This window comes from Micromonospora sp. PTRAS2, from assembly GCF_054052245.1.
Map to the genome: position 1 here is coordinate 22,805 of NZ_JBSWBU010000021.1, position 22,070 is coordinate 44,874.

At 73.6% G+C, this 22,070-nt stretch carries 16 protein-coding genes; 5 read left to right on the forward strand and 11 right to left on the reverse strand.

The window, feature by feature from the left end:
* Positions 1–190: 190 nt before the first annotated feature.
* Positions 191–3,088 (reverse strand): glycoside hydrolase family 48 protein, encoded by a 2,898-nt coding sequence (locus ACVMYR_RS31660; RefSeq protein ID WP_198956691.1) that lies wholly within the window; start codon positions 3,086–3,088, stop codon positions 191–193.
* Positions 3,089–4,014: 926 nt separating this feature from the next.
* On the opposite strand from ACVMYR_RS31660, the gene ACVMYR_RS31665 reads away from it, so the two are divergent.
* Positions 4,015–5,514 carry a GH1 family beta-glucosidase gene (locus tag ACVMYR_RS31665; RefSeq protein WP_396787988.1) on the forward strand — a complete coding sequence of 500 codons (1,500 nt, stop codon included), beginning with the start codon at positions 4,015–4,017 and terminating at the stop codon, positions 5,512–5,514.
* Between the two features lie 99 nt (positions 5,515–5,613).
* Here ACVMYR_RS31665 and ACVMYR_RS31670 read toward each other — a convergent pair whose 3' ends face one another.
* The 3 genes from ACVMYR_RS31670 to ACVMYR_RS31680 all read right to left on the reverse strand — a co-directional run bounded on the left by ACVMYR_RS31670 (position 5,614) and on the right by ACVMYR_RS31680 (position 10,290).
* Entirely contained in the window at positions 5,614–6,039 is a 426-nt protein-coding gene (locus ACVMYR_RS31670) for a roadblock/LC7 domain-containing protein (protein WP_043967724.1), read from the reverse strand.
* Positions 6,039–8,780, reverse strand: coding sequence for a nitrate- and nitrite sensing domain-containing protein (locus ACVMYR_RS31675; RefSeq protein WP_457123548.1), 2,742 nt, complete (start codon positions 8,778–8,780; stop codon positions 6,039–6,041). The genes ACVMYR_RS31670 and ACVMYR_RS31675 overlap by 1 nt, the downstream gene beginning before the upstream one ends.
* 97 nt (positions 8,781–8,877) lie before the next feature.
* Positions 8,878–10,290 (reverse strand): FGGY family carbohydrate kinase, encoded by a 1,413-nt coding sequence (locus ACVMYR_RS31680; protein ID WP_457123549.1) that lies wholly within the window; start codon positions 10,288–10,290, stop codon positions 8,878–8,880.
* 283 nt (positions 10,291–10,573) lie between these two features.
* On the opposite strand from ACVMYR_RS31680, the gene ACVMYR_RS31685 reads away from it, so the two are divergent.
* Positions 10,574–12,493 carry a chorismate-binding protein gene (locus ACVMYR_RS31685; protein WP_457123550.1) on the forward strand — a complete coding sequence of 640 codons (1,920 nt, stop codon included), beginning with the start codon at positions 10,574–10,576 and terminating at the stop codon, positions 12,491–12,493.
* 22 nt (positions 12,494–12,515) lie between these two features.
* Here ACVMYR_RS31685 and wrbA read toward each other — a convergent pair whose 3' ends face one another.
* Positions 12,516–13,136, reverse strand: a complete 621-nt coding sequence (gene wrbA / locus ACVMYR_RS31690; protein WP_077939272.1) for an NAD(P)H:quinone oxidoreductase — start codon at positions 13,134–13,136, stop codon at positions 12,516–12,518.
* 114 nt (positions 13,137–13,250) lie between these two features.
* Here wrbA and ACVMYR_RS31695 point away from each other — a divergent pair, with 114 nt between their 5' ends.
* The gene (locus tag ACVMYR_RS31695) at positions 13,251–13,841 is read left to right on the forward strand and encodes an HAD family hydrolase (protein ID WP_077939271.1); all 591 of its coding nucleotides are present in this window, start codon (positions 13,251–13,253) and stop codon (positions 13,839–13,841) included.
* A gap of 242 nt (positions 13,842–14,083) precedes the next feature.
* On the opposite strand, the gene ACVMYR_RS31700 is transcribed toward ACVMYR_RS31695, so the two are convergent.
* Together ACVMYR_RS31700 and ACVMYR_RS31705 are read right to left on the reverse strand one after the other, a co-directional pair.
* Complete coding sequence (locus ACVMYR_RS31700; protein ID WP_077939270.1) at positions 14,084–14,452, reverse strand: DUF3037 domain-containing protein; 369 nt, start codon at positions 14,450–14,452, stop codon at positions 14,084–14,086.
* Positions 14,449–15,207, reverse strand: coding sequence for a HipA family kinase (locus ACVMYR_RS31705; protein WP_043969357.1), 759 nt, complete (start codon positions 15,205–15,207; stop codon positions 14,449–14,451). The genes ACVMYR_RS31700 and ACVMYR_RS31705 overlap by 4 nt, the downstream gene beginning before the upstream one ends.
* Before the next feature lie 136 nt (positions 15,208–15,343).
* Between ACVMYR_RS31705 and ACVMYR_RS31710 the strand changes: the two genes are divergently transcribed.
* Positions 15,344–16,081, forward strand: coding sequence for a PRC and DUF2382 domain-containing protein (locus tag ACVMYR_RS31710; RefSeq protein WP_077939269.1), 738 nt, complete (start codon positions 15,344–15,346; stop codon positions 16,079–16,081).
* A 304-nt stretch (positions 16,082–16,385) separates the two neighbouring features.
* Positions 16,386–17,450 carry a winged helix DNA-binding domain-containing protein gene (locus tag ACVMYR_RS31715; protein WP_457123558.1) on the forward strand — a complete coding sequence of 355 codons (1,065 nt, stop codon included), beginning with the start codon at positions 16,386–16,388 and terminating at the stop codon, positions 17,448–17,450.
* 217 nt (positions 17,451–17,667) lie between these two features.
* On the opposite strand, the gene ACVMYR_RS31720 is transcribed toward ACVMYR_RS31715, so the two are convergent.
* The 4 genes from ACVMYR_RS31720 to ACVMYR_RS31735 are packed head-to-tail and all read right to left on the reverse strand — an operon-like array spanning position 17,668 to position 21,890.
* A complete protein-coding gene (locus ACVMYR_RS31720) occupies positions 17,668–18,873 on the reverse strand; it encodes an ABC transporter ATP-binding protein (protein WP_457123551.1) in 1,206 nt (401 codons plus the stop codon).
* An 11-nt stretch (positions 18,874–18,884) separates the two neighbouring features.
* Positions 18,885–19,718, reverse strand: a complete 834-nt coding sequence (locus tag ACVMYR_RS31725) for a carbohydrate ABC transporter permease (protein WP_043967705.1) — start codon at positions 19,716–19,718, stop codon at positions 18,885–18,887.
* A gap of 1 nt (position 19,719) precedes the next feature.
* Complete coding sequence (locus ACVMYR_RS31730; protein ID WP_256091897.1) at positions 19,720–20,613, reverse strand: carbohydrate ABC transporter permease; 894 nt, start codon at positions 20,611–20,613, stop codon at positions 19,720–19,722.
* Positions 20,610–21,890, reverse strand: coding sequence for an ABC transporter substrate-binding protein (locus ACVMYR_RS31735; protein WP_457123552.1), 1,281 nt, complete (start codon positions 21,888–21,890; stop codon positions 20,610–20,612). Before ACVMYR_RS31735 ends, ACVMYR_RS31730 begins: the two co-directional genes overlap by 4 nt.
* Positions 21,891–22,070 lie beyond the last annotated feature (180 nt).

A 22,070-nucleotide genomic window follows, 5' to 3' on the forward strand; every position in this document is an offset into this window, starting at 1 on the left:
GGGGCTTTTTCGCGGCAAGTTCAGCTTCGGGCGGTGGGGCGGGCCGGCCGGTCCGCTGCGTTGACCGGACGGCCGGCCCGCCCCGGCCTGACCGTGGGAGTCAGGCCGTCCGCCGACCGGGCTCATAGTTCCCCCGGGCCCGGCCGGGCTCCGGGTGGACGGGCCGCGCCGCCCACCCGGAGGGGTTGGGTCACCCGTTCGGGAAGAGCATCCCGTAGTCGGCGTACGCCATGGCGATGTCCGACTGGGCCCAGAACCGGTGGTAGTTGAACGTCGGCTCGGGGCCGCCGTCGAGGTACGCCTGCACCTTCGGCCAGTCCGGGTCGTTCTTGTAGAACGACCGGATGTCCAGGAAGCTCTTGCCGGCGGCGATGGCGTCGCCGTTGGGCATCTTCCCGGTCCAGCCCGGGGGCACGTAGAGGCCCTGGCCGTCGGCGGCGTTGTAGACGTCGTCGAAGCGCTTGTAGTCGCCGCGCTTCTCCGTCGTCGAGACACCCTTGCTGTCGGCGGAGGCGGACAGGGCGTCGAGTAGGCCCTTACCGGTGGTCTTGGCCGCCGTGTTGCCGGACTTCGCCGCGTACGCGATCAGGGTCCGGGCGAGGGAGCCGGTGACGCCGACGTCCTGGCCCGTGGAGGAGACCTCGACGTGCAGGCCGGTGTTGGCCGCCGGGCTGCTCGGGTTCCAGTTGGCGGGCTGGCCCGTCCACTTCAGCTCGGACGGGACCGACCAGTTGGTGCCCAGCGTGGTGTTCGCGATCGCCCACGGCACCCACTTGTCGAGCAGCGCCTTGGCCTTGGTGTTGCCGGTCTCCAGGTACAGCTCGGCGATGCGCTGCATCGACCAGACCTGCATGCCGAACCACTGGTTCGACGGCGGGTCGTTGTAGACCGGGTCGACGTCGTAGAACATGCCGTAGAAGGTGGCGGTGCCGGCCGGCGGGGTGCCGTAGTTGCCGTCCCAGCTGTTGGTGGCGCCACCGGCGATGCCGCCCTCGGCGGACTGGAGCCAGGTGTAGAACTCCAGCTGCCGGTCGAGGCTCTTCTGCCAGTCGCCGACCGCGGTCGGGGACTTCGGCTTCAGCTCGTTGACGTTGGTCATCGCCCAGGCCGCGAACGGGTTCTGGTAGCCGAAGTGGCTGTGGCTGGAGCCGATCCGCCACGACCAGTTCTGGCTGGTGTCGTACGCGCCGCCCCAGGCGTAGTACCAGGACAGCAGGTAGTGCGCCGAGTCCTTGCCGCTGCCGGCGGGGCAGGTGCTGGCCCCGACGCAGTTGCCGATCTTCTTGAAGTACTTGTCGTACATCGCGTACCGCAGGTAGTCGCCCATCTTGGCGGCCTTGGCCACGGTGGCGGCGACGTCGGCCTGCTTGCCCTGCGCCTTGGCCCAGGTCAGCGCCCAGTACGCGGCCTGCACGGCGCGGGCGTCGGCGTCCGGGGCGTTGGTGTACTTCCACTGCTTGGCGGGGGCGCCGGTGTCCTTGACGAACAGGTCGAGGTAGCCGTACTGCCCGCCGTGCTTGAAGGTGTCGCAGGACGGCTGCGGGATGGTCTCCCACACCGATTCCTGCGTGCCCCGCTGGAAGGTGTTGATGTACGCCGGCTTGGTGGTGCCGTCACCGCAGCGGCCGAAGCCGTAGGTGTTGTCGACGTCCATCAGCCAGTGCATGCCGTAGATGTCGCCGGTGCCGTAGGTGCTCTGCAGCTCCGAGCGCAGCGGGTCCTGGCCGACCGAGATGTTCGGGTTCAGCGCCGACGGGTACTGGCTGGGCAGGTTGTACTCCGCGGCGTACTGCGGGGTGCCGGCGGAGCCCGCGGTGGGCTGGTCGGCGTGCGTGGGGATGATGTACTTCTCCATCACCGTCCACGCGTTGTTGAACGGGGCCCAGTTCTGGGTCACCCGGCCGTAGTAGGCCTCCAGCCACAGCCAGTAGCTGAACGCCTCGGAGGTGGTCTCGTGGCCGTGGTCGGGCGCCTCGACGATCAGGGTCTCGATCGAGTGGTACGGCACGCCCTCGGGGCTGAAGTAGCCCGAGTTCTTGATCTTGCCGTACTGGTCGAGGAACTTCTTGACGTAGGCGTTGTCCCCGCCCGGAACGTCGTTGTCGACCTCGGTGACGGTGACCGCCAGGGGGGCCAGGCCGGTGCCGGAGGCGGTGACGGTGGCGGTGCCGCCGACGGTGTCGGAGTCCTCCGCCGCCGCCACGGTCACGGTGACGCCGGTGTTCCAGTTCGCCGTGGTGAGGGTCGCCGAGGCCGGCGTGACGGTGATGTCGGTGTCACCGCTGCGGGTCAGGGTCACCGGGACGCTGGCCGTCGGGGCCGCGCTGAGCTTGAGGTTGAAGGTGGCGGTGCCGCCCTCGCTCACGCTGACCGCGGACGGGGTGGCCACCAGGCGGGGGCCGGAGGCCGCGCTGACGGTGAACGCCTTCTCGTCGACGCCGATGCCGTTGGCGTTGTCGTAGGCCTTGGCCTGGACGGTGTAGCTGCCGGCCGGCAGGTCCTCCAGCGTGTAGCCGTACGGGGCGGTGGTGTCGGTGTTGACCAGCAGGCCGTTGCGGTAGAACTCGACCTTGCTGATGGTCCCGTCCGGGTCGCTGGCCGTGGCGGTCAGCGGCACGTCCGCCGGCGCCTCGAACGGCCCGCTCGGCACGCCGAGGGAGACCGTCGGCGGCTGGTTGGCGGCGGTGCCGTTGCAGGGGGTGCCGTTGAGGGTGAACGCCGTGGGCTTCGGGTTGCTGCCGGAGTAGCTGCCGTTGAAGCCGATGGTGGTCGACGCCCCGGTGCCGAGGCTGCCGTTGTACGACTCGTTGGTCGCGGTCACCTCGCTGCCGGTCTGGCTCCACTTGGCCGACCAGCCCTGGACGACCCGCTGACTGCTGTTGGGGAAGGTCCACTTGAGCGTCCAGCTGCTGACCGCGTCGCCCAGGTTCTTGATGGTGACGTTGCCGGTGAAGCCGCTGCCCCAGTCGTTGGTGGCGTAGACCACGTCGCAGGCCGGGGCGGCCTGCGCGGCGCCGGCCGGCAGGGCGATGCCTCCGATGACCAGCGTGGTGGCGGCGAGCATCGCCGTCCGGCGACGTCTTGCCATGAGTCTCATGTGCGCGGTGTCTCCTCGGACCAGGCCGGGGCCGCGGGGCCCCGGCGGGGCGCCTCCACGCGCGCAGGGGCACGGGGGGACGGAGGCGCTCGGGAATGGTGGTCGATCCGGCCCGGTCGGGGTTTCGGGTGCGGTGCGTCGACGCTGGTCGACCGCGCCGCGGCCCTCCTGGGGGTGCCGTCCGGATGACCCGGATGCCCTCGGCGACCCGCACTCACGCGAGCTGGCTCCTCGTCGCAGTGTTCGACAGTCTTGCATGGAAGCGCTCCCACGACAAGAAGAGTCCACGAACGAGCAGCTACTTGTTTCGATCTCGTTTTGGGGCTTTCACAAACCGGTGACGGGCGTTACAGTCGCTGCATCGCCGATGGGAGCGCTTCCATCGACGGAGGTCACAGAAGGTGTTGACCGGGAGCGTCGTGCCCGCGACGTCCCCGGCACATTGCCCGAAGGCTGACGGCGGGCCAGCCCGGACGCCGCCGCCAGCCACCACCCACCGGCAATGGAGGGAGGTGGAACCAGAGCCACTCGCGTGGCCCGGCTCCCGCGCGACACGCACGACAGGACGCCAATTCCGCTCGTGCGTGTGTGCAAACAAAGGTGGGGACGGGGGTTGCCCTCCCCCGTCCCCACACTAAACCCCCCGACACCATGGGAAAAGAGGCCGACGGGTCAGGCGTGTCACGCCACCCGGCCGGCCTCGCTCGCTATGGGCGTAGCCGGCGGGCGTCTCGCAGCCACGACCGACGCCCCGACATCGCCTCCCACCAGCGCATTCGCGCGACCGGCCACGCGCCGGAACAGCCCGCACAACAGAGCCGACCCGCCACAGGCGGGCTCGGCCGCCCCCGCCTGCCTTATGCTGGGAGCGCTCCCGGCCGTGCGGCGGTGGGCACCCATCACGAGGAGAAGGCCCCATGTCGATGCTCACCCGGCGGCGGCTACTCAGCCGCGCCGCACTCTCCGCCACCGCCGGGGCCACCGGCACCGGCCTGCGCGTGGGCGGCACGGCCGCCACCGCCGCCGTCTCCGGCGGCCTGGCCACCGGATGCGACGCCGGCACCGACCCCGACACCGACCCTACCGGCGGGCCCCGGGGCGACCTGCGCTTCCCGACCGGTTTCAGCTGGGGCGCGGCCACCTCGGCGTACCAGGTGGAGGGCGCGACCAAGGAGGACGGCCGGGGCGAGTCGGTCTGGGACACCTTCAGTCGCACCCCCGGCCGGACCCGCAACGGTGACACCGGCGACATCGCCGCCGACCACTACCACCGCTACGCCGACGACCTCGACCTGATGCGCGACCTGGGGCTGGGCAGCTACCGGTTCTCCATCTCCTGGCCGCGCATCCAGCCCGACGGCACCGGCACACCCAACCAGCGGGGTCTCGACTTCTACCGCCGCCTCGTCGACGGCCTGCACGAACGCGGCATCTCGCCGATGGCCACCCTGTTCCACTGGGACCTGCCCCAGACGCTGCAGGACGCCGGCGGCTGGGAGAACCGCGACACCGCCTACCGGTTCGCCGAGTACGCCGAGGTGCTCTTCCGCGGCCTCGGCGACCGGGTCCCGGTCTGGCTGACCATCAACGAGCCGAAGACCGTGGTGCAGAACGGTTACCTCCACGGCCACCACGCCCCCGGCTTCCAGGACCCGCAGGCGGCCTACCTGGTCGCCCACCACCTCCAGCTGGCGCACGGGCTGGCCGTGGAGACGCTGCGGGCCACCGACAGCACCGCCCGGATCGGCCCCGCCCTCAACCTGCACCCCTGCTACCCGGCCGACGACAGCGCCGAGGCGGCCAGCGCCAGCCACCTCTACGACGGCTACGAGAACCGGCTCTACCTCGACTCGATCCTCAAGGGCAGCTACCCGGCGGACGTGCTGGCCGACCTCGGGCCCGGCAGCCGGATGGCGCGCGGCATCCGCGACGGCGACCTGAAGACCATCTCCGCGCCGATCGACCTGCTCGCCGTGCAGTACTACACCCCGTACTACGTGACCGGCACCGGCGGCACGGTCACCCGCTGGCCCACCTCGCAGGCGGACTGGCAGCAGATCTACCCCGACGGCATGTACGACATCCTGACCCGGGTGACTCGCGACTACGGCCCCGTCCCGCTCACCGTCACCGAGAACGGCCTGCCGCAGGCCGACACCCTCTCCCCCGACGGGACCGTCGACGACGCGGGCCGGGTCAGCTTCCTGCGCGACCACATGGCCGCCGCGCACCGCGCCGTCACCGACGGGGTGCCGCTGGAGAGCTACCACGTCTGGTCGCTGCTGGACAACTTCGAGTGGGCGGAGGGGTACGACCAGCGCTGGGGCCTGGTCTACGTGGACTACCCCACCCAGCGCCGGGTGCCCAAGCGCAGCGCGCTGTGGTACCGCGAGGTGATCCGGGCCAACGGCCTGTAGCCGGGAACTCCCCGCCGGGCGGGCACGGTCGCTCCGCACCGCCCGGCGGGCGTTCCCCGGGTCGTGGCGAACCGGCGCCGGCCCGCCCGGTCGCGCCGCTCAGCCCAGCGGGGGCAGCGCCTGCTGGAGTTCGGCGCGCAGCGCCGGGGTGAGCATCTCGCCGGCCTGCTTGGCCAGCCGTGCCATCTCGTAGCCGACCACGCCGATGTCGGCGTCCCCGGCGGCCAGCGTGGCCAGGATCGAGCCGTCGCGCACCTGCATCACCAGGAAGTAGCCGCGGCCCATCTCCACGACGGTCTGCTTGACGATGTCGCCGTCGAACATCTGCGCCGCACCGGCGGTGATGCTCATCACCCCCGAGGTCACGGCGGCCAGCTTGTCGGCGTGGTCGCGCGGCAGGTGGTCGGAGACGGCGACCAGCAGCCCGTCCGAGGAGACCACGATGGCGTGCGCCACCCCGGGCACCCGTTGCGCGAACGCGCTGACCAGCCAGCTCACGTCCCGTGCCTCCTGGCTCAACGTCATCACTGATGTCCCCCTTCGGTGCGCCCGCCGGCCGGCGGCAGGAAAATCTCGGTGGTCTCCTCGGCCTCGGCCCGCCGTACGCCGCTGTAGAGCCGCGTCAGCATGCCGCCCACGGCCTCCGGGTCCGGGTCGTGCCGGGGAGCGGGCTCCTGCGGCCGGGCCGGCTGCGTCACGGCGGCGAGCTGGGCCATCGGCACCCGGACCGGCAGGCCGCGCTCGTTGACGCCCCCGGTCACCGGCACCGTGGGCGGTGCGGCATCGGGCGTCGCCGCGCCGGCCGCCGGGCCCTGCCGCGACCACCAGCCGCCCCCGGCGGGGGCGGCCGGGCCGGCGGCCGGGGTGAGCACGTCCTCCGCCCGCACCGGCACCGGCCGTCCGGGCCGGGGCACGGTGACGCTGCGCGGCCGGCGGCCCGCCACCGGCTGTTCCGCCGGGTCCGGCGGAACGGCCACGCTCGGCGGAACGGCGGCGCCCGGCGGAACGGCGGCGCCCGGCGGAACGGCGGCGCCCGGCGGAACGGCGGCGCCCGGCGGAACGGCGGCGCCCGGCGGAACGGCGGCGCCCGGCGGAACGGCGGCGCCCGGCGGTCGAGCCGGGCCCTGGGCGGCGACGCCCGGCGGCCGACCGCCCGCCACCGGGGCCGGGTCGTCGGCCAGGGGCGCGGTCACCCGGGGCAGGTTGGTCAGGGTGGTGGTCAGCATCCGTGGCGACACGGGCGGGTCCAGCTCCACCATCGGCGGGGCCGGGGTGAGCAGCGGGGCCGGGATGCGCACCCGGGCCACGAGGCCGTCGGGGGCGGAGTGCAGGCGGACGACCACCGCGTGCCGGGCGGCCAGGTGGCTGACCACGAACAGGCCCATCCGCTCGGACGCCGCCACGTCGGCCGCCGGCGGGGTCGCCAGCACCTCGTTCGCCTCGGCGAGCGCGGCCGGGCCCATGCCCAGCCCCCGGTCGACGATCTCCACCACCGCGCCGTGCCCCTCGGGCCGGGCGGTGACCAGCACGGCGGTGTCCGGCCGGGAGAACGTGGTGGCGTTCTCCAGCAGCTCGGCGAACAGGTGCACCAGGTCGCCGATGACGTGCCCGACGACGTGCAGGTCGGCGACCTGCTCGTGGCGGACCCGCTGGTACTGCTCGATCTCGGCGCTGGCGGCCAGCAGCACCGCGCCCAGCGCCACCGGACGGTTCCACCGCCGGGTCGACTCGCTGCCGGCGAGCACCAGCAGGCTCTCGTCGTTGCGGCGCATGCGGGCGGCGAGGTGGTCGAGCTTGAACAGGTTCTCCAGCTGGTCGGGGTCGCTCTCCTCCCGTTCCAGGCCGTCGAGCAGCTCCAGCTGCCGCTCCACCAGGACCTGGCTGCGCCGGGCGAGGTTGACGAACATCAGGTTGACGTTGCGGCGCATGGTGGCCTGCTCCACCGCGACGCTGACCGCGCTGCGGTGCACCGCGACGAACGCCTCGGCCAGCTCGCCGACCTCGTCGAGGGAGCGGACGACCGCCGCCGGCACCTCGATGTCGGGCACCCCGCCGGAGACCTGGCGGAGCCGGTCGAGGGCGTCGGGCAGCTCGATCTGGGCGATCCGCAGCGCCTGGCCGCGCAGCAGCCGCATCGACCGGGCGATGGTCCGCCCGACCAGCACCGAGATCAGCAGGGCCACCAGCAGCACCGCGACGATCCCGCCGGCCACCAGCAGGGTGGTGCGCAGCTGGCCGGCACTGGCTTCGTCGGCCCGGCCCACCGCGTCGTCGACGACGCTAGCCTCCAGTTGTCGCAGCAGCTCCTGGCGCTGCTCGCTGGCCGCCCACCACTGCGGGGCGGGCAGCACTTTCGAATCCGCGCCGCCGCTGGGCAGGCTCTGCTCTTCCAGCTTCGCGGCGGCGGTGAACGCCGGGTCGACGGAGACGGCGTCGTAGCGGCGGATCTGCTCGGTGGTGGCGGCGACCCGGAACGCACCGAGGGCGGTCAGCTGCTGCGCCCGCAGGTCGGTCAGCTCGACCTGGTCCTCCACCCCGTACCGGCCGGCGCGGGCGGCGGCGTACAGCTCCGCGCGGACCCGGGAGGAGAGTTCCTTGACCCGGGCGAGCTGGACGTAGCGCAGCACCGCCTCGTTGAGCGCCCGCCGGCCCTCCCCCGGCGAGGGCTGGGCGAGCAGGTTCAGCAGGGCGGAGACGGCCCGGTGGTAGTTGCTGAGGATCGTGTCGCTGGCCAGCACCGCCGGGGGCACCGCCGCGCGGATGTAGACGACCTGGTCGTACGCCTCCAGCGCCGCCGAGTAGGCCACCTGCCAGGCGGCGTCGGCGTCGGCCAGCGGGCCGGCCGCCCGCCGCAGCTCCTGCACGGCGGCGTCGGTGCTGGACTGCAACGGCTTCAGCGCGGCGATCGCGGCGTCCCGGGCGGCCCCGCCGCCCCCGCTGCGGCGCAGCTCGGCCAGCTCGCCGGCGGTGCGGTCGCGTTCCTGCTGGAGCTGGTGCACCACGTCGGTGATCTGGCGTCCGATGCCCACCTGGCGGGCGAAGTCGCTCAGCTCCGTGGTGCGCCCGACGAGGCCCTGGGTCTGCACGCCGGCCAGCACCAGGAACGCCACGGAGGGGATGACCAGGACGGTGGCGAGCTTGGTGCCCATCCGCCAGTCCCGCAGCCGCAGGGGCGATCGGCGGCGGTGCGGCACGACGCGGACGTCGAACCGGCGCCTACGGTGGTTCGACACCCCGTTTCGCGCCGGGTCGGGACCTGCGCCCACACCTGCCTCCTAGGTCCCTCGCGTCCGCCGCACCGGACAGCGGGGTCCATCCAACCAGTCCCGACGGCGGTGTCAACGGGCTGACCTGAGGCGGGCCTCAGGAAGGATACCGAGGGTGGCGCTGTCCTGACGGGGTCGGTGAGGGCGGCTCATCCGTCCGGCCGATGGCCACGAGTGGCACCGCGGCGTCCAGCCGGCCCAGCGCCACCCGGGCCGCGCCCGTCGCGCCGACCTCCGGGTCGGGGTGGTGGTACACGCGGCGGGGCGCGAGGACGTCGGCGAACGACTCCCGCCACCACGCGGAGGCCTCCACCGCCCCGCCGCCCAGCACCACCTCGACGGGGCCGCCCACGGTGGACTCCAGCTCGACGAGGTCGGCCGCGACCAGCCGGCAGACCCCGGACATCAGGCCGGCGAGGATGTCGACCGCGCCGGTGCCGAAGCTCAGCCCGCCCAGCCCGCCCGAGCCGGCCGGCGCGTGACCGGGCGGCCGGTCGCCCCCGAAGTGCGGGTCCGCCGCGACGCCACCGCCCCGGGGGATCCGGGCCAGCGCGGCGTCCAGCGCCGCGCCCCGGGGCAGCCGCAGCTCCCGGTCCGCCCAGGCGAACAGGTTCCCCCCGGAGGAGTACGCGGCCCCGGTGACCACGTGGTCGTGGTCGACCCGGTAGCGCCACAGCCGGTCGGGCAGCGGCGGCAGCTCCGCCCCGGCCGGCACCGCCTGGACCAGCCGGACCGCCGACGAGGTGCCGACCGTCACCGCCGCCCGGCCCGGGTCCACCGCGCCGGAGCCGACGTTCGAGGCGGCCCCGTCGCCCACCGGCGCCGCCCAGGCCGCCTCGGCGAGCTGCGGCCAGCGGCGGGCGTGCTCGGGGCGCAGCCGCCCCCGCCAGCCGTCGCCGGCCAGCTCGGGAAGCTCCCCCGGGCCCACGGCGGCCAGCTCGCACGCCTCGGCGTCCCAGGTGAGGGCGCTCAGGTCGAACAGGCCGGTGCCGGAGGCCTGGGAGACCGACATCGGGGCGGCGTCGAGCAGGCCGCCCAGCACGTACTCGGCGAGGCCGAGGAACCGGGCGGGCGGGGTCGAGGCGCGCCCGCGCAGCCACGGCAGCCGCACCGACCAGTAGCAGCGGTGCCACCAGGTGCCGGTGCGCCGGTGGAACGCGGCCCCGTCGGCCGGGCCGGTCACGCCCGCCGGGGGCTCGGGGCGGGTGTCGAGCCAGGTGAGCACCGGCCCCAGTGGCTCGCCGGCCCGGTCGACCGGCAGCACCGAATGCCACTGGGCGCTGGTGGCGACCAGACCGACGTCGCGCAGGTGCCCGCCGGCGGCCAGCTCGTCGAGGCACTCGGCGAGGCAGGCCAGGTAGGTCGGGGCGTCCAGGGTGCCCGCGCCGTCGTCGTCGACCGTGACGCGCACCTTCCGACGGGCGAGTGCGCCGGGGCGCGGCACGGCGTCCGGGTCCAGCACGAGGCCGCGCACCGAGGAGGTGCCCAGGTCGAGGGCGAGGATGTTCATCGTGATCACCGTACCGGGCGGGTGCGCGGCCGAACCGCCGGTCGGCCGTCGGCGCAGGTGGGCGGCGGCCGGTCCCGTACCCCGGGATCGGGTTCCCCGGCGGCGGCCACGCGCGTAGGGTGACGGCATGCCCGCGCACCTGACCTGCTGGTGGCCCGCCGACCCGGCGGCCCACCCCCGCGCGTAGCTTCCCACGCGGCCGCCCCACGAGGCGGCCGCCGGTTCTCCTCCCGGCCCGGGGCCGCCACCGGCGGCGCCGCCCGGCCACCACCAGGAGAATCCGATGACCCGCCCGCACGACCTGCTCGCCGCCGTCGCCGACGGCGTCGACCCCGGCCCCTTCGCGCTCGTCCGCCGCGAGGGCGCCGACCACCTGGAGCTGTTCACCGGCACCGTACGCGCGGTCGACCGGCTCGCCGACGTCCCGCTGCCCGACGGCCCGGCCGGACCGCGCACCCTGGCGCTGGTGCCGTACCGGCAGGTCACCGAGCGCGGGTTCGCCTGCATCGACGACGGGACCCCGCTGGAGTGCCTCGCGATCTCCGGGCACGAGCGGTTACCCCTGGCCGACGTCCTCGCCGCCCTGCCCGACGCGCCGGTGGTGACCACCGACGCCGGGTTCGACATCCCCGACACCGAGTACGCCGACACCGTCGCCCGGGTGCTGGCCGAGGAGATCGGCCGGGGCGAGGGGGCGAACTTCGTCGTCCACCGCACCATGCGCGCCACCGTGCAGGGCTCCCCGCTGGTCGCGGCCCTGGCCGCGCTGCGCCGGCTGCTGCTGCGCGAGCGGGGCGCGTACTGGACGTTCGTGGTGCACACCGGCACGCGGACCCTGGTCGGGGCCAGCCCCGAGCGGCACGTCAGCGTCGACGACGGCCTGGTCATGATGAACCCGATCAGCGGCACCTTCCGGCACGGCGGCACGGCCGACACCGCGTCGGCGCTGCGCTTCCTCACCGACCCGAAGGAGGTCGACGAGCTGTACATGGTGCTCGACGAGGAGCTGAAGATGATGGCCACCGTCGCCGAGCGCGGCGGGCAGGTCGTCGGCCCGTACCTCAAGGAGATGTCGCACCTGGCGCACACCGAGTACCTGCTCGCCGGGCAGAGCTGCCTCGACGTGCGGGACGTGCTGCGGGAGACGATGTTCGCCCCGACGGTCACCGGCAGCCCGATGGAGAACGCCTGCCGGGTCATCGCCCGGCACGAGCGCACCGGGCGGCGCTACTACGCCGGGGTGCTGGCCCTGCTGGGCCGCGACGACGCCGGCCGGCAGACCCTGGACGCGCCGATCCTGATCCGCACGGCGGAGATCTCCCCCGACGGGGAGCTGCGCGTGCCGGTCGGGGCGACCCTGGTGCGCCACTCCACGCCCGAGGGCGAGGTGGCCGAGACGCACGCCAAGGCGGCCGGGGTGCTGGCCGCCCTCGGGTTGCGCCCCGACGCCCCCGACCTCGGGCCGGGTCCGGCGCCCCGGCTCGCCGACGACCCGCAGGTACGCGCCGCGCTGGCCGCCCGCAACGCCCCGCTGGCCCGGTTCTGGCTGGACCAGCGCCCGCCGGGGGCGGTGGCCCTGCCCGGGCTGGCCGGCCGGCGGGCGCTGATCGTCGACGGGGAGGACACCTTCACCGGGATGCTCGCCCACCAGCTGCGCGCCCTCGGGCTGGCCGTCGAGGTGACGCCGTGGCACCGGCCGGCCGGCGACGACGCGTACGACCTGGTCGTCGCCGGCCCCGGCCCGGGCGACCCGAGGGCCGTGGACCAGCCGAAGATGGCCGCCCTGCGCGGGCTGCTCGCCCGGCGGCTCGCAGCCGGCGCGCCGACCCTCGCGGTGTGCCTGAGCCACCAGCTGCTGGCCGGGCTGCTCGGGCTGCCGCTGCACCGGCGCGACGCGCCGTACCAGGGGTTGCAGCGCGACGTCAGCGTGTTCGGCACGAGCCGCCGGGTGGGGTTCTACTCCACGTTCACGGCCGTCGCCGCCGCCGACCGGGTCGCCAGCGCGTACGGGCCGGTGGAGCTGGCCCGCGACCCGGTCGACCGCGCGGTGCACGCGCTGCGCGGGCCAGGCTTCGCCGGGGTGCAGTTCCACCCCGAGTCGGTGCTCAGCCGCGACGGCCTGGCGGTCCTGGCCGACCTGCTGGGCCACCTGCTGTCGGTGCCGCCGGGCCGGTCCCCGGCCGTGGCCCGCGCCGAGGGGTGAGGAGCGCGCCGGCCGCCGGAGGTCAGCCGGCGGCCAGGCCCCGCTTCAGCGCCGCGCCGATCTGCACCGCCCGCTTCGCGGTCAGCGCGGTGGCCGCCAGCGCCACGTGGTCCGGGGGAACCTCCCCGTTGTTGCTGGTGTGCGAGGCACCGTACGGGTTACCGGCGACGAACTGGCTCGGGTCGGTGTAGCCGGGGGTGACGACGACGCCGCCCCAGTGGTAGAAGACGGTGAGCAGCGAAAGCAGCGTCGACTCCTGCCCGCCGTGCGAGGTCGCCGTCGAGGTGAACGCCGAGTAGACCTTGTTCGCCAGCGCGCCCCGCGCCCACAGCGGGCCGGTGGTGTCGATGAACTGCTTGAGCTGGGCGGCGACCATGCCGTAGCGGGTGGGCGACCCGAGGATCACCACGTCGGCCCAGGACAGGTCGTCGGGCTCGGCCTCCATGACGTCCTGGGTTTCGAGGCGGTGCGCCTGCCAGCCCGAGTTGGACCGGATCGCCTCGTCGGGTGCCAGCTCGCGCACCTTGCGCAGCCGGACCTCCGCGCCGGCCTCGCCGGCGGCCTCGCACGCGGACTGCGCCATCTGATAGGTGATGCCGGTCGCGCTGTAGTAAATCACCGCGACCTTGATCTGGCCCTCCATCGGGTCCTCCTCGTTCTCCGGTCAGCTCCCGCGACTACCCGTTGCTTGCGGCGTCAAACGTCGACCGGTGCACGTGGTGGACCGCCCGGGTCCGCCGGGCGATAGCCTGGTGCGGTGATCCTGCCCCTGCCCGACGGCGAGTTCCAGGCGTACCTGTTCGACTGCGACGGCACCATCGTCGACTCGATGCCCCAGCACCACACGGCGTGGCGGCGGGCCCTCGGCGAATGGGGCTGCGACCTGCCCGAGGACCTCTTCTACGCCTGGGCCGGGCGGCCGGTGGCCGACATCGTCGCCGACCTCAACGACCGGCACGGCCTGGCGATGCCGGTGGAGGCCGTCGCCGCCCGCCGGGAGGCGCTCTACCAGGAGCTTCTGCCGACGGCGACCGGCGTGCCCGGGGTGCTGCGGCACATCCACGACGCCCACGGGCGGGTGCCCTTCGCGGTGGTCTCCGGCAGCACGCGGGAGTCGGTCACGGCGTCCCTCGGCGCGCTCGGCATCCTCGACCGGTTCGACACGTTCGTCTGCGCCGGCGACTACGCCCGGCCCAAGCCCGACCCGGAGGCGTTCCTGCTCGCCGCTCGGCTGCTGGGCGTGCCGCCGGCGGCCTGCCTGGTCTTCGAGGACGCCGACCTGGGCATCCAGGCCGCGACCGCCGCCGGCATGGCCTCGGTGCGCGTCCCGCAGCCGCGGCGGGGCTGACCCCGCCCGCGGCGGCTCGCTCAAGTTTTGCGCAAGTTCCACGGCCGGTCGGCCCCGGCCGGACCGCCGAGCGCCATCCTGATCGCACCGGCTCCGGCGGCCCGTGCCGCCGCCGGTGCGCCGGTCGACCTGAACGGGGGATCGCGCTCCGTCGGCAACGAGGCCGGCGTAGCGCGATCAGGGGGCCGGCGTGTCCGGCGGAACAGCGGCCGACGCGCCCCGCGGACCAAGGGCCCGGGTGGTCAGCGGACCAGGGCGTCCAGCAGCCGGTCGAGTTCCGCCGCCGGGTCGACGGTCAGCCCGGTGTGCACCGGCCCGGTCTGGATCATCGTGCTGCGCGGGGCCGCCAGCCAGCGGAACCGCTCGCCCCGCCGCATCCGCCCCGACGGGCCCTCGCCGACGCACGTCCGGTCCCAGGAGCCCAGCGCCGCCGCCACCTCGGCGAGGTCCACGTCCGGCGCGAGCGCCCGGACCCGGTCGGCGTCGAGATGGGTACGCGCCGCGAGGAAGTCCCGGCCCTGGCAGTAGAGGATGACCCCGACGTTGATCCGTTCGCCGCGCTCGACCCGGGGCACCAGCCGGATCACCGCGTACTCGAAGGGTTCTCTCACGCGGCGCTCCCCTGCGGCAGCCAGTCGGCGGTGCGCGCCACCCGGCGGGCGAGGTGGTCGGCGTACGCGGCGCGGGCCGCGTCGGCGGAGTCGAAGTCAGGCCCGGCCAGCCAGGCGTCCGGCACCAGCGCCAGCACCTCGGCGAGCAGCCCGGGGGTGACCCGGGGCGCGAGGTCGGCGTCGGCCTCGGCCAGCCGGCTCGCGTAGGGGGCGAGCACGTGGTCGTCGGCCCGGTACGCCCGGCGCACGGCCGCCTCGGCGCGCGGCCAGTTGTGGTGGAAGTAGAGGCAGGCACCGTGGTCGATCAGCCACAGCTCGCGGTGCCAGATCAGCAGGTTGGGGTTGCGCCAGCTGCGGTCGACGTTTTCGGTGAACGCGTCGAACCAGAGCACCCGGGAGGCCAGGGCGGGGTCGACCGGGTGCGCCACCGGGTCGTAGCCGAGCGCGCCGGGCAGGAAGTCCATCCCCAGGTTCGGCCCGCCGCTGCCGCGCAGCAGCTCCTGCACCTCCTGGTCGGGCTCGGCCCGGCCGATGACCGGGTCGATGTCCAGCACCACCAGCCGGGGCACCGCGAGCCCGAGCCGGCGGGCCAGCTCGCCGCAGATCACCTCGGCGACCAGCGCCTTCGGCCCCTGCCCCGCGCCGGAGAACTTCGCCACGTACGTGCCCAGGTCGTCGGCCTCGACCACACCGGGCAGCGAGCCGCCCTCGCGCAGCGGGGTGACGTACCGGATTCCGGTGACCTGACGGAGCACGAGGCCCACCCTAGCCGGAAACCCTCCGCCGCCCGCGCGGGCCGCCGCCGGCGCTCCTATTCACGGCCGGGCCGCGGAATGCTTCCGGAGCGGCTCGGGTAGCCACGTCGTGACCCACGAGAGGAAGGACGAGCCAATGCGACTGACCGAGCAGCAGATCCGCTCGCTGTACGGGCAGGACGTCCAGGACCGCTCGGGTGCGAAGATCGGCAGCGTGGGCCAGGTGTGGGCCGACGCCGCCGGCGAGCCGACCTGGGTCAGCGTCAAGACCGGAGCGATGGGCCACCACGAGTCGATGGCCCCGCTCCAGTCGGCCCGGATGCAGCAGGACAAGCTGAGCCTGCCGTACGACAAGGCGACCGTGCGCGGCGCGCCCAGCGTCGAGACGGGCACCGACGAGCCGCTGGACGCCCAGCAGCTCACCCAGCTCTACGCGCACTACCAGCTTCCGCCGCCCTCCCCGCCGGCCCCGCCGCGCCAGCAGGCCGCCGGCTACCCGCGGGGGCCGGAGCTGACCCGCTCCGAGGAACGGCTGCTGGTGGGCACCGAGAGCGAGCCGGCCGGAACCGCACGGCTGCGCAAGCACGTCGTCGACGAGGACGTGCACACCACCGTCCCCGTCGAGCACGACGAGGTGCGCGTCGAGCGCGAGCCGATCGCCCCGGGCGACCGGCGGGCGCGGGCCGAGATCGGCGACGAGCAGCAGGAGCTGCGGCTGCGCGCCGAGCATCCGGTGGTCAGCAAGGAACAGGTCCCCGTCGAGCGGGTCCGGCTGACCAAGGACGAGGTCGTCGAGGACCAGCCCGTCGACGAGCGGCTGCGCCGCGAGCAGGTGGAGGCGGACGTCCCGCAGTCGGCCCGGTCCCGCCGCTGACGCGACGCCCCGGCGGTGACCCTCCGCCGGACGGCGTGACCCCGGGCGGGCGGATCCCTGGTGATCCGCCCGCCCGGTCGCGTGTCCGGCGGGTGTCGGTGACCGGTTCTATGCTGGCCGTCGAGGTGGACGGAAGGCGGCGTGAGACGTGGCGACGAGCGGCGTGCGGAAGCAGACGGGCGGTGTGCGGCAGCAGGCGGGCGGCGCGGGGGAACCGGCGGGCGGCGGGCGGCGGGCGGCTGCCGGCGCGAAAGCACCGGTGGGCGCGGCGGAGCTGACCGGCGCGGAGGCGCTCGCGCTGCGGATGACGGCCCTGCTGCTGCGCCCCCATCCCACGGCCCGTCCCAAGGACGTGGCCGGGGTCGTCGAGTGGTTCGGCGCGATGCAGGCGCAGGACGCGGCGAGCGGCCTGTGGTCGCTCGGCCTGCGGCTGCCGGGCTGGACGCAGGCCGACGTGCAGGAGGCCCTGGAGCGGCGGGAGGCGCTGCGCACCTGGCCGATGCGGGGCACCGTGCACCTCGTGCCGTCCCGCGACGCCCGCTGGATGCTGGACGTCACCGGCGTGCGCACCCTGGCCGCCGCCGGGCCCCGCCGGGCGGTCCTCGGGCTCAGCCTGGCGGAGGCCGACCGGGCCGCCGACGTGCTCGGCGAGGCGCTGGCCGGCGGGGCGCGGATGACCCGGTCGCAGTGCCAGGCCACCCTCAACGCGGCCGGCATCGACACCACCGGCCAGCGCGGCTACCACCTGTTGTGGTATGCGGCCCAGAAGGGCGTCACCTGCATCGCCCCGCACGTCGGCACGGAGCAGACGTTCGCGCTGCTCGACGAGTGGGTGCCCGACCCGCACCGCCCCGACCGCGACGAGGCCCTCGGCATCCTCGCCCTGCGCTACTTCCGCAGCCACGGCCCCACCACCCGGCAGGACTTCGCCGGCTGGACGGGCCTGACCGCCACCGACGCGAAGCGGGGCATCGCCGCCGCCGGTGACACGCTCACCACCGTGACGGTCGACGGCGTCGAGGCGGTGGCCGACGCGGCCCTGCTCGACGCGCCCCGCACCCCGGTAGACGACGTGCACGCCCTGCCCGGCTTCGACGAATACCTGCTGGGCTTCAAGGACCGGTCGCTGATGGTCGCCCCGGAGCACAAGCAGGCGATCATCCCCGGCGGCAACGGGGTGTTCCAGTCGACGGTGGTGCGCGGCGGCCGGGTGGCCGGCACCTGGAAGCGGACGCTGGGCAAGACGAAGGTCAAGGTGGCGGTGCGCCCGCTGGTCGACCTCGACGCCGCCACCCGGGAGCGGGTGGACGCGGCGCTGGCGGCGTACGCGGCGTTCGTCGGGCTCCCGCCGGCCGTGGAGTGGGCCTGACCGGCCGCCCGTCGTCACGCGGCCGCCGTGAGGCCTCGGGCGAGGCCGTCACGGGGACGTAAGGGTCACTGAGACTGCTCGCCGCTCGGCGCGCCCAGGGAAAGGTCGCTGGCTCCGCTACACGACACGCTGACGCGATTGCACCGCAACCAGCCAACGATCGCCCCGCACCTGGGGCCGGCGGCGAGTCGCCACCGGCCCCGCGAGCCCGAATCGGTCAGTCGGCCAGCGCCCCGGACGACCGCCCCTCGTGCAGGGTCAGGTTCCGGCCCGTGGACGGGTCGAACAGGTGGATCTTCTCCAGGTTGAACCAGACCCGGCGGTCCTCGCCCTCGCGTACGGTCGACTCGGCCGACAGCCGGGTGACCAGGCTGGCCCCGCCGCCGCTGAAGTCCGCCCCGGCGTCGGCGGCCAGCTCCTCCAGCTCGGCGGCGCTGGCCCGCTCCCCCTCCAGCGTGAAGTAGACGTACTTGTCGGAGCCCATCGACTCGACGATGTCGACCGGCGCGGTGAACTCGGCGCCCCGGCGGCGGGTGTCGTCGTCGACCAGCTCGGCGTCCTCGAAGTGCTCGGGGCGGATGCCGAGGATCAGCTCGCGCGGGGCGTCGCCGGCCTCCAGCTCGCGGCGGATCCGGTCGCCGATCGGCACGTCGCCGACGGCGGTGCGCAGCTTCCCGTCGTCGACGGCGGCGTGCAGGAAGTTCATCGACGGGGAGCCGATGAAGCCGGCGACGAAGAGGTTGCGCGGGTGGTCGTAGAGCTCCTGCGGCGGGCCGACCTGCTGGATCGCGCCGCCCCGCATGATCACCACCCGGTCGCCGAGGGTCATCGCCTCGGTCTGGTCGTGGGTGACGTAGACGGTGGTGGTGCCGAGCTGCTTCTGCAACCGGGACACGACCGTGCGCATCTGCACCCGCAGCTTCGCGTCGAGGTTGGACAGCGGCTCGTCCATCAGGAACGCCTTGGGCTGGCGGACGATCGCCCGGCCCATCGCCACCCGCTGCCGCTGGCCGCCGGAGAGGTTGGCCGGCTTGCGGTCCAGCAGCGGGGTCAGCTCCAGCACCTTGGCCGCCTCGTCGACCTTGGCGTCGATCGTCTCCTTGTCGAGCTTGGCGAGCTTCAGCGGGAACGCCATGTTCTCCCGGACGGTCATGTTCGGGTAGAGCGCGTACGACTGGAACACCATCGCGATGTCCCGGTCCCGGGGGGCCTTGTCGTTGACCCGCTGGCCGCCGATGCGCAGCTCACCGGAGCTGATGTCCTCCAGCCCGGCGATCATGTTGAGGGTGGTGGACTTCCCGCAGCCGGAGGGGCCGACCAGGATGACGAACTCGCCGTCGGCGATCTCCAGATCGACGTCCTGCACCGCCACGGTCCCGTCGGGGAACGACTTGCTCACCTTGTCCAGCACGATGTCAGCCATCACTACACCACCTATCCCTTGACTGCGCCGGAGGTCAGGCCGGAGACGATGCGGCGCTGGAAGAAGAGCACGAACGCGATGATCGGTACGGTGATCACCACGGCGGCGGCGCAGATGGCCCCGGTGGGGTCCTCGAACTGCGACTCGCCGGTGAAGAACGACAGCGCCACCGGCACCGTGCGGGCCCGCTCGGTGGAGGTGAGCGTGATGGCGAACAGGAAGTCGTTCCAGCAGAAGATGAAGACCAGGATCGCCGTGGTGAACAGCCCCGGTGCGGCCAGCGGGGCGATGACCCGCCGGAACGCCTGGCCCTGGGTCGCGCCGTCCATCTTCGCCGCCTTCTCCAGGTCCCAGGGGATCTGCTTGAAGAACGCCGACAGCGTGTAGATCGCCAGCGGCAGGGCGAAGGTGATGTACGGCAGGATCAGCCCCGGCCAGGTGTCGAAGAGCCCGAGCTGCCGCTCGATCTCGAACAGCGGCGACACCAGCGACACCTGCGGGAACATCGCGATCAGCAGGGAGACGCCGACGAGCAGCTTCTTGCCGGGGAAGTCCAGCCGGGAGATCGCGTACGCGGCCATGGCGCCGAGCACCACGGCGACCAGCGTGGCGATCAGGGCGATGCCGATCGAGTTGACCAGCGCGCGGACGAACTGGTCGGTGTCGAAGATCGACCGGTAGTTGTCCAGCGTCCACTCCCGGGGCCAGAACCTGCCGTCGGTGAGGGTGGCCGGGGTCTTGAACGACAGCGAGGCGATCCAGAGCACCGGGACCAGCGCGAAGACGACGACGATGACGTCCAGCAGGCCCCAGCGCAGCTTCGCCCGCGTGGTGGTGTCGGCCATGTCAGCGCCTCTCCCCGTCGTCGCTGCCGGGGGCAGCGGTGCCGAACAGCTTCACGAAGACGAACGCGATGACCGCCACGGTGAGGAAGATCAGCACGGACATCGTGGACCCGATGCCGAGGTTGAGGCCCCGGATCAGGTTGTTGTAGGCCAGCATCGACACCGAGGAGGTCTCGTTGCCGCCGGCGGTGAGCACGTAGATGTTGTCGAAGACCCGGAACGCGTCGAGCGTGCGGAACAGCAGGGCGACCAGGATCGCCGGCTTCATCACCGGCAGCATGACCTTGGTGAACCGCTGCCACGCGGTCGCCCCGTCGGTGGACGCGGCCTTGAGCAGGTCCTCCGGCACCAGGGCGAGGCCGGCCATCAGCAGCAGCGCCATGAACGGGGTGGTCTTCCAGATCTCCGCGAGCATGATGATCGCCAGGGAGCTGGCCCGCTCGGTCAGCGGCGCGCCGTCGCCGAACAGGTTGGCCAGGTAGCCGGTGCCCGGCGTCCACGCGTACCGCCAGGAGAACGCGGCGACGACCGTGACGATCCCGTACGGGATGAGCGCGGCGGTGCGCACGATGCCCCGGCCGACCAGCGTCCGGTGCATGATCAGCGCCAGCCCCATGCCGAGGACCAGCTCGACGGCGACGGTGACGACGGTGATCAGCATGGTGACGCCGAACGCCGTCCACCAGAACTCGTTGGTCAGCACGGTCGCGTAGTTCTCCAGCCCGATGAACTTCCGCTCGTCGGGAAAGCGCAGGTCGTAGCGCTGCAACGACAGCCAGATCGAGTAGCCGATCGGGTAGGCGGTGACCAGCACCATGACCAGCGCGGCGGGGGCGCAGAGCAGCCAGCCGAGCTTCCGTTCGGCCTTCTTGTTCTCGCTCAGCTTTCCGCTCACGGCAGCACCCCCTTTGATTCGAGGGCGTCGGCGAGGGCGTCGCGCAGCTCGTCGGCGGTCTGCTCGGGGCGGATCGCCGACGGCGGCGACAGGATCGCCGACATCACCGTGGAGATGCTCTGGTAGGCCGGGGTCAGCGGGCGCGTCGCCGGCTCCTTCAGCTCCTCCAGGATGGTCTCCTTCATCGGGTACGCCTCGGCCATCTCCGGGTCGTCGTAGACCCGCTCGATGGTGGGCGGCACGCCGTCGTTGACGGCGGAGAACTTCTGGTTCTCGGCGTTGCGCAGACACCTGGCGGCCTCGAAGGACTCCGCCGGGTGCGTCGAGTACGCGCTGACGGCCAGGTTGACGCCGCCGATGGTGACCTTGCTGGGGGTGTCGGCGTCGATCCCCGGGATGCGCGCCCACTTGACCTTCTTCGCCAGCTCCGGGTCGGCCTCCTGCAGCGCCGGGTAGACGAAGGGCCAGTTGACCTGGAACGCGCCCTTGCCGGACTGGAACTTCAGCCGGACCGGGTCCTCGGTGGCGTTGCTGAACGACGGCGACGTCACGCCGGACGTGGCGAAGCGCCGGAGCTGGTCGAGCGCGGTGACGGTGCCGGCGTCCATGACCGCCTGCTTGCCGTCGTCGCTGAGGATCTTGCCACCCGCGCTCTCGGCGAGGGTGTTGTAGAGGACGACGAGGCCCTCGTACTGGGCGCCCATGGTGAGCACCTGGTACGGCTTGCCCTGCGCCTTCAGGTCCTGGGCCTGCTTGATCATGTCGTCCCAGGTCTTCGGGGCGTCCGGCACCAGGTCGGTGCGGTACCACAGGAGCTGGACGTTGGTGTTCTTCGGCGCCCCGTACAGCTTGTCCTGGTAGCGGGCGGTGTCCAGCGGCCCGGCGAGGGTGCCCTCCTCCACCTCGGCCCGGTCCTGCCCGGTCCACTCGCGGATCCAGTCCGCGCTGGCGAACTCCTGCGTCCAGGTGACGTCGAGACCGAGCACGTCCATCCCGGTGTCCCCGGCGGCGAGCCGGCGGACCAGCTGCACCCGCTGGTCGTCGGCCTGGCGCGGCAGCACCCGGTAGGCGATGCGGTAGCGCCCCTGCGCCTGGGCGTTGCAGTCGTCGACGACCTTCTGCAGGTTCTGCTCGGGCGGGTAGTACAGGTTGATGGTGGGCGTGCCGCCGTCGCCGCCGGAGCCGCACGCGGCCAGCGGCGCGACCAGCGCGAGCGCGGTGGCGGCGGCCGCCGCCCGGGCGGCGGGTCGACGCCGATGTCGGGCCGGATCTGTCATCGCCCCTCCCCTCTCTTCGGCGAAGAGCCGGGGAGGTCACCCGTGCCCCGGCGCACGGCGAGACGGTCGGGAGCGGACCGGACACCGACCCGCCCCGGGCGTTTCGTGCGGGCAACACTGCCCGACCTGCGAAGCCGCGAAACCTGGCGGCAACGCGCGCGACCCACGATCGCCGTTCGT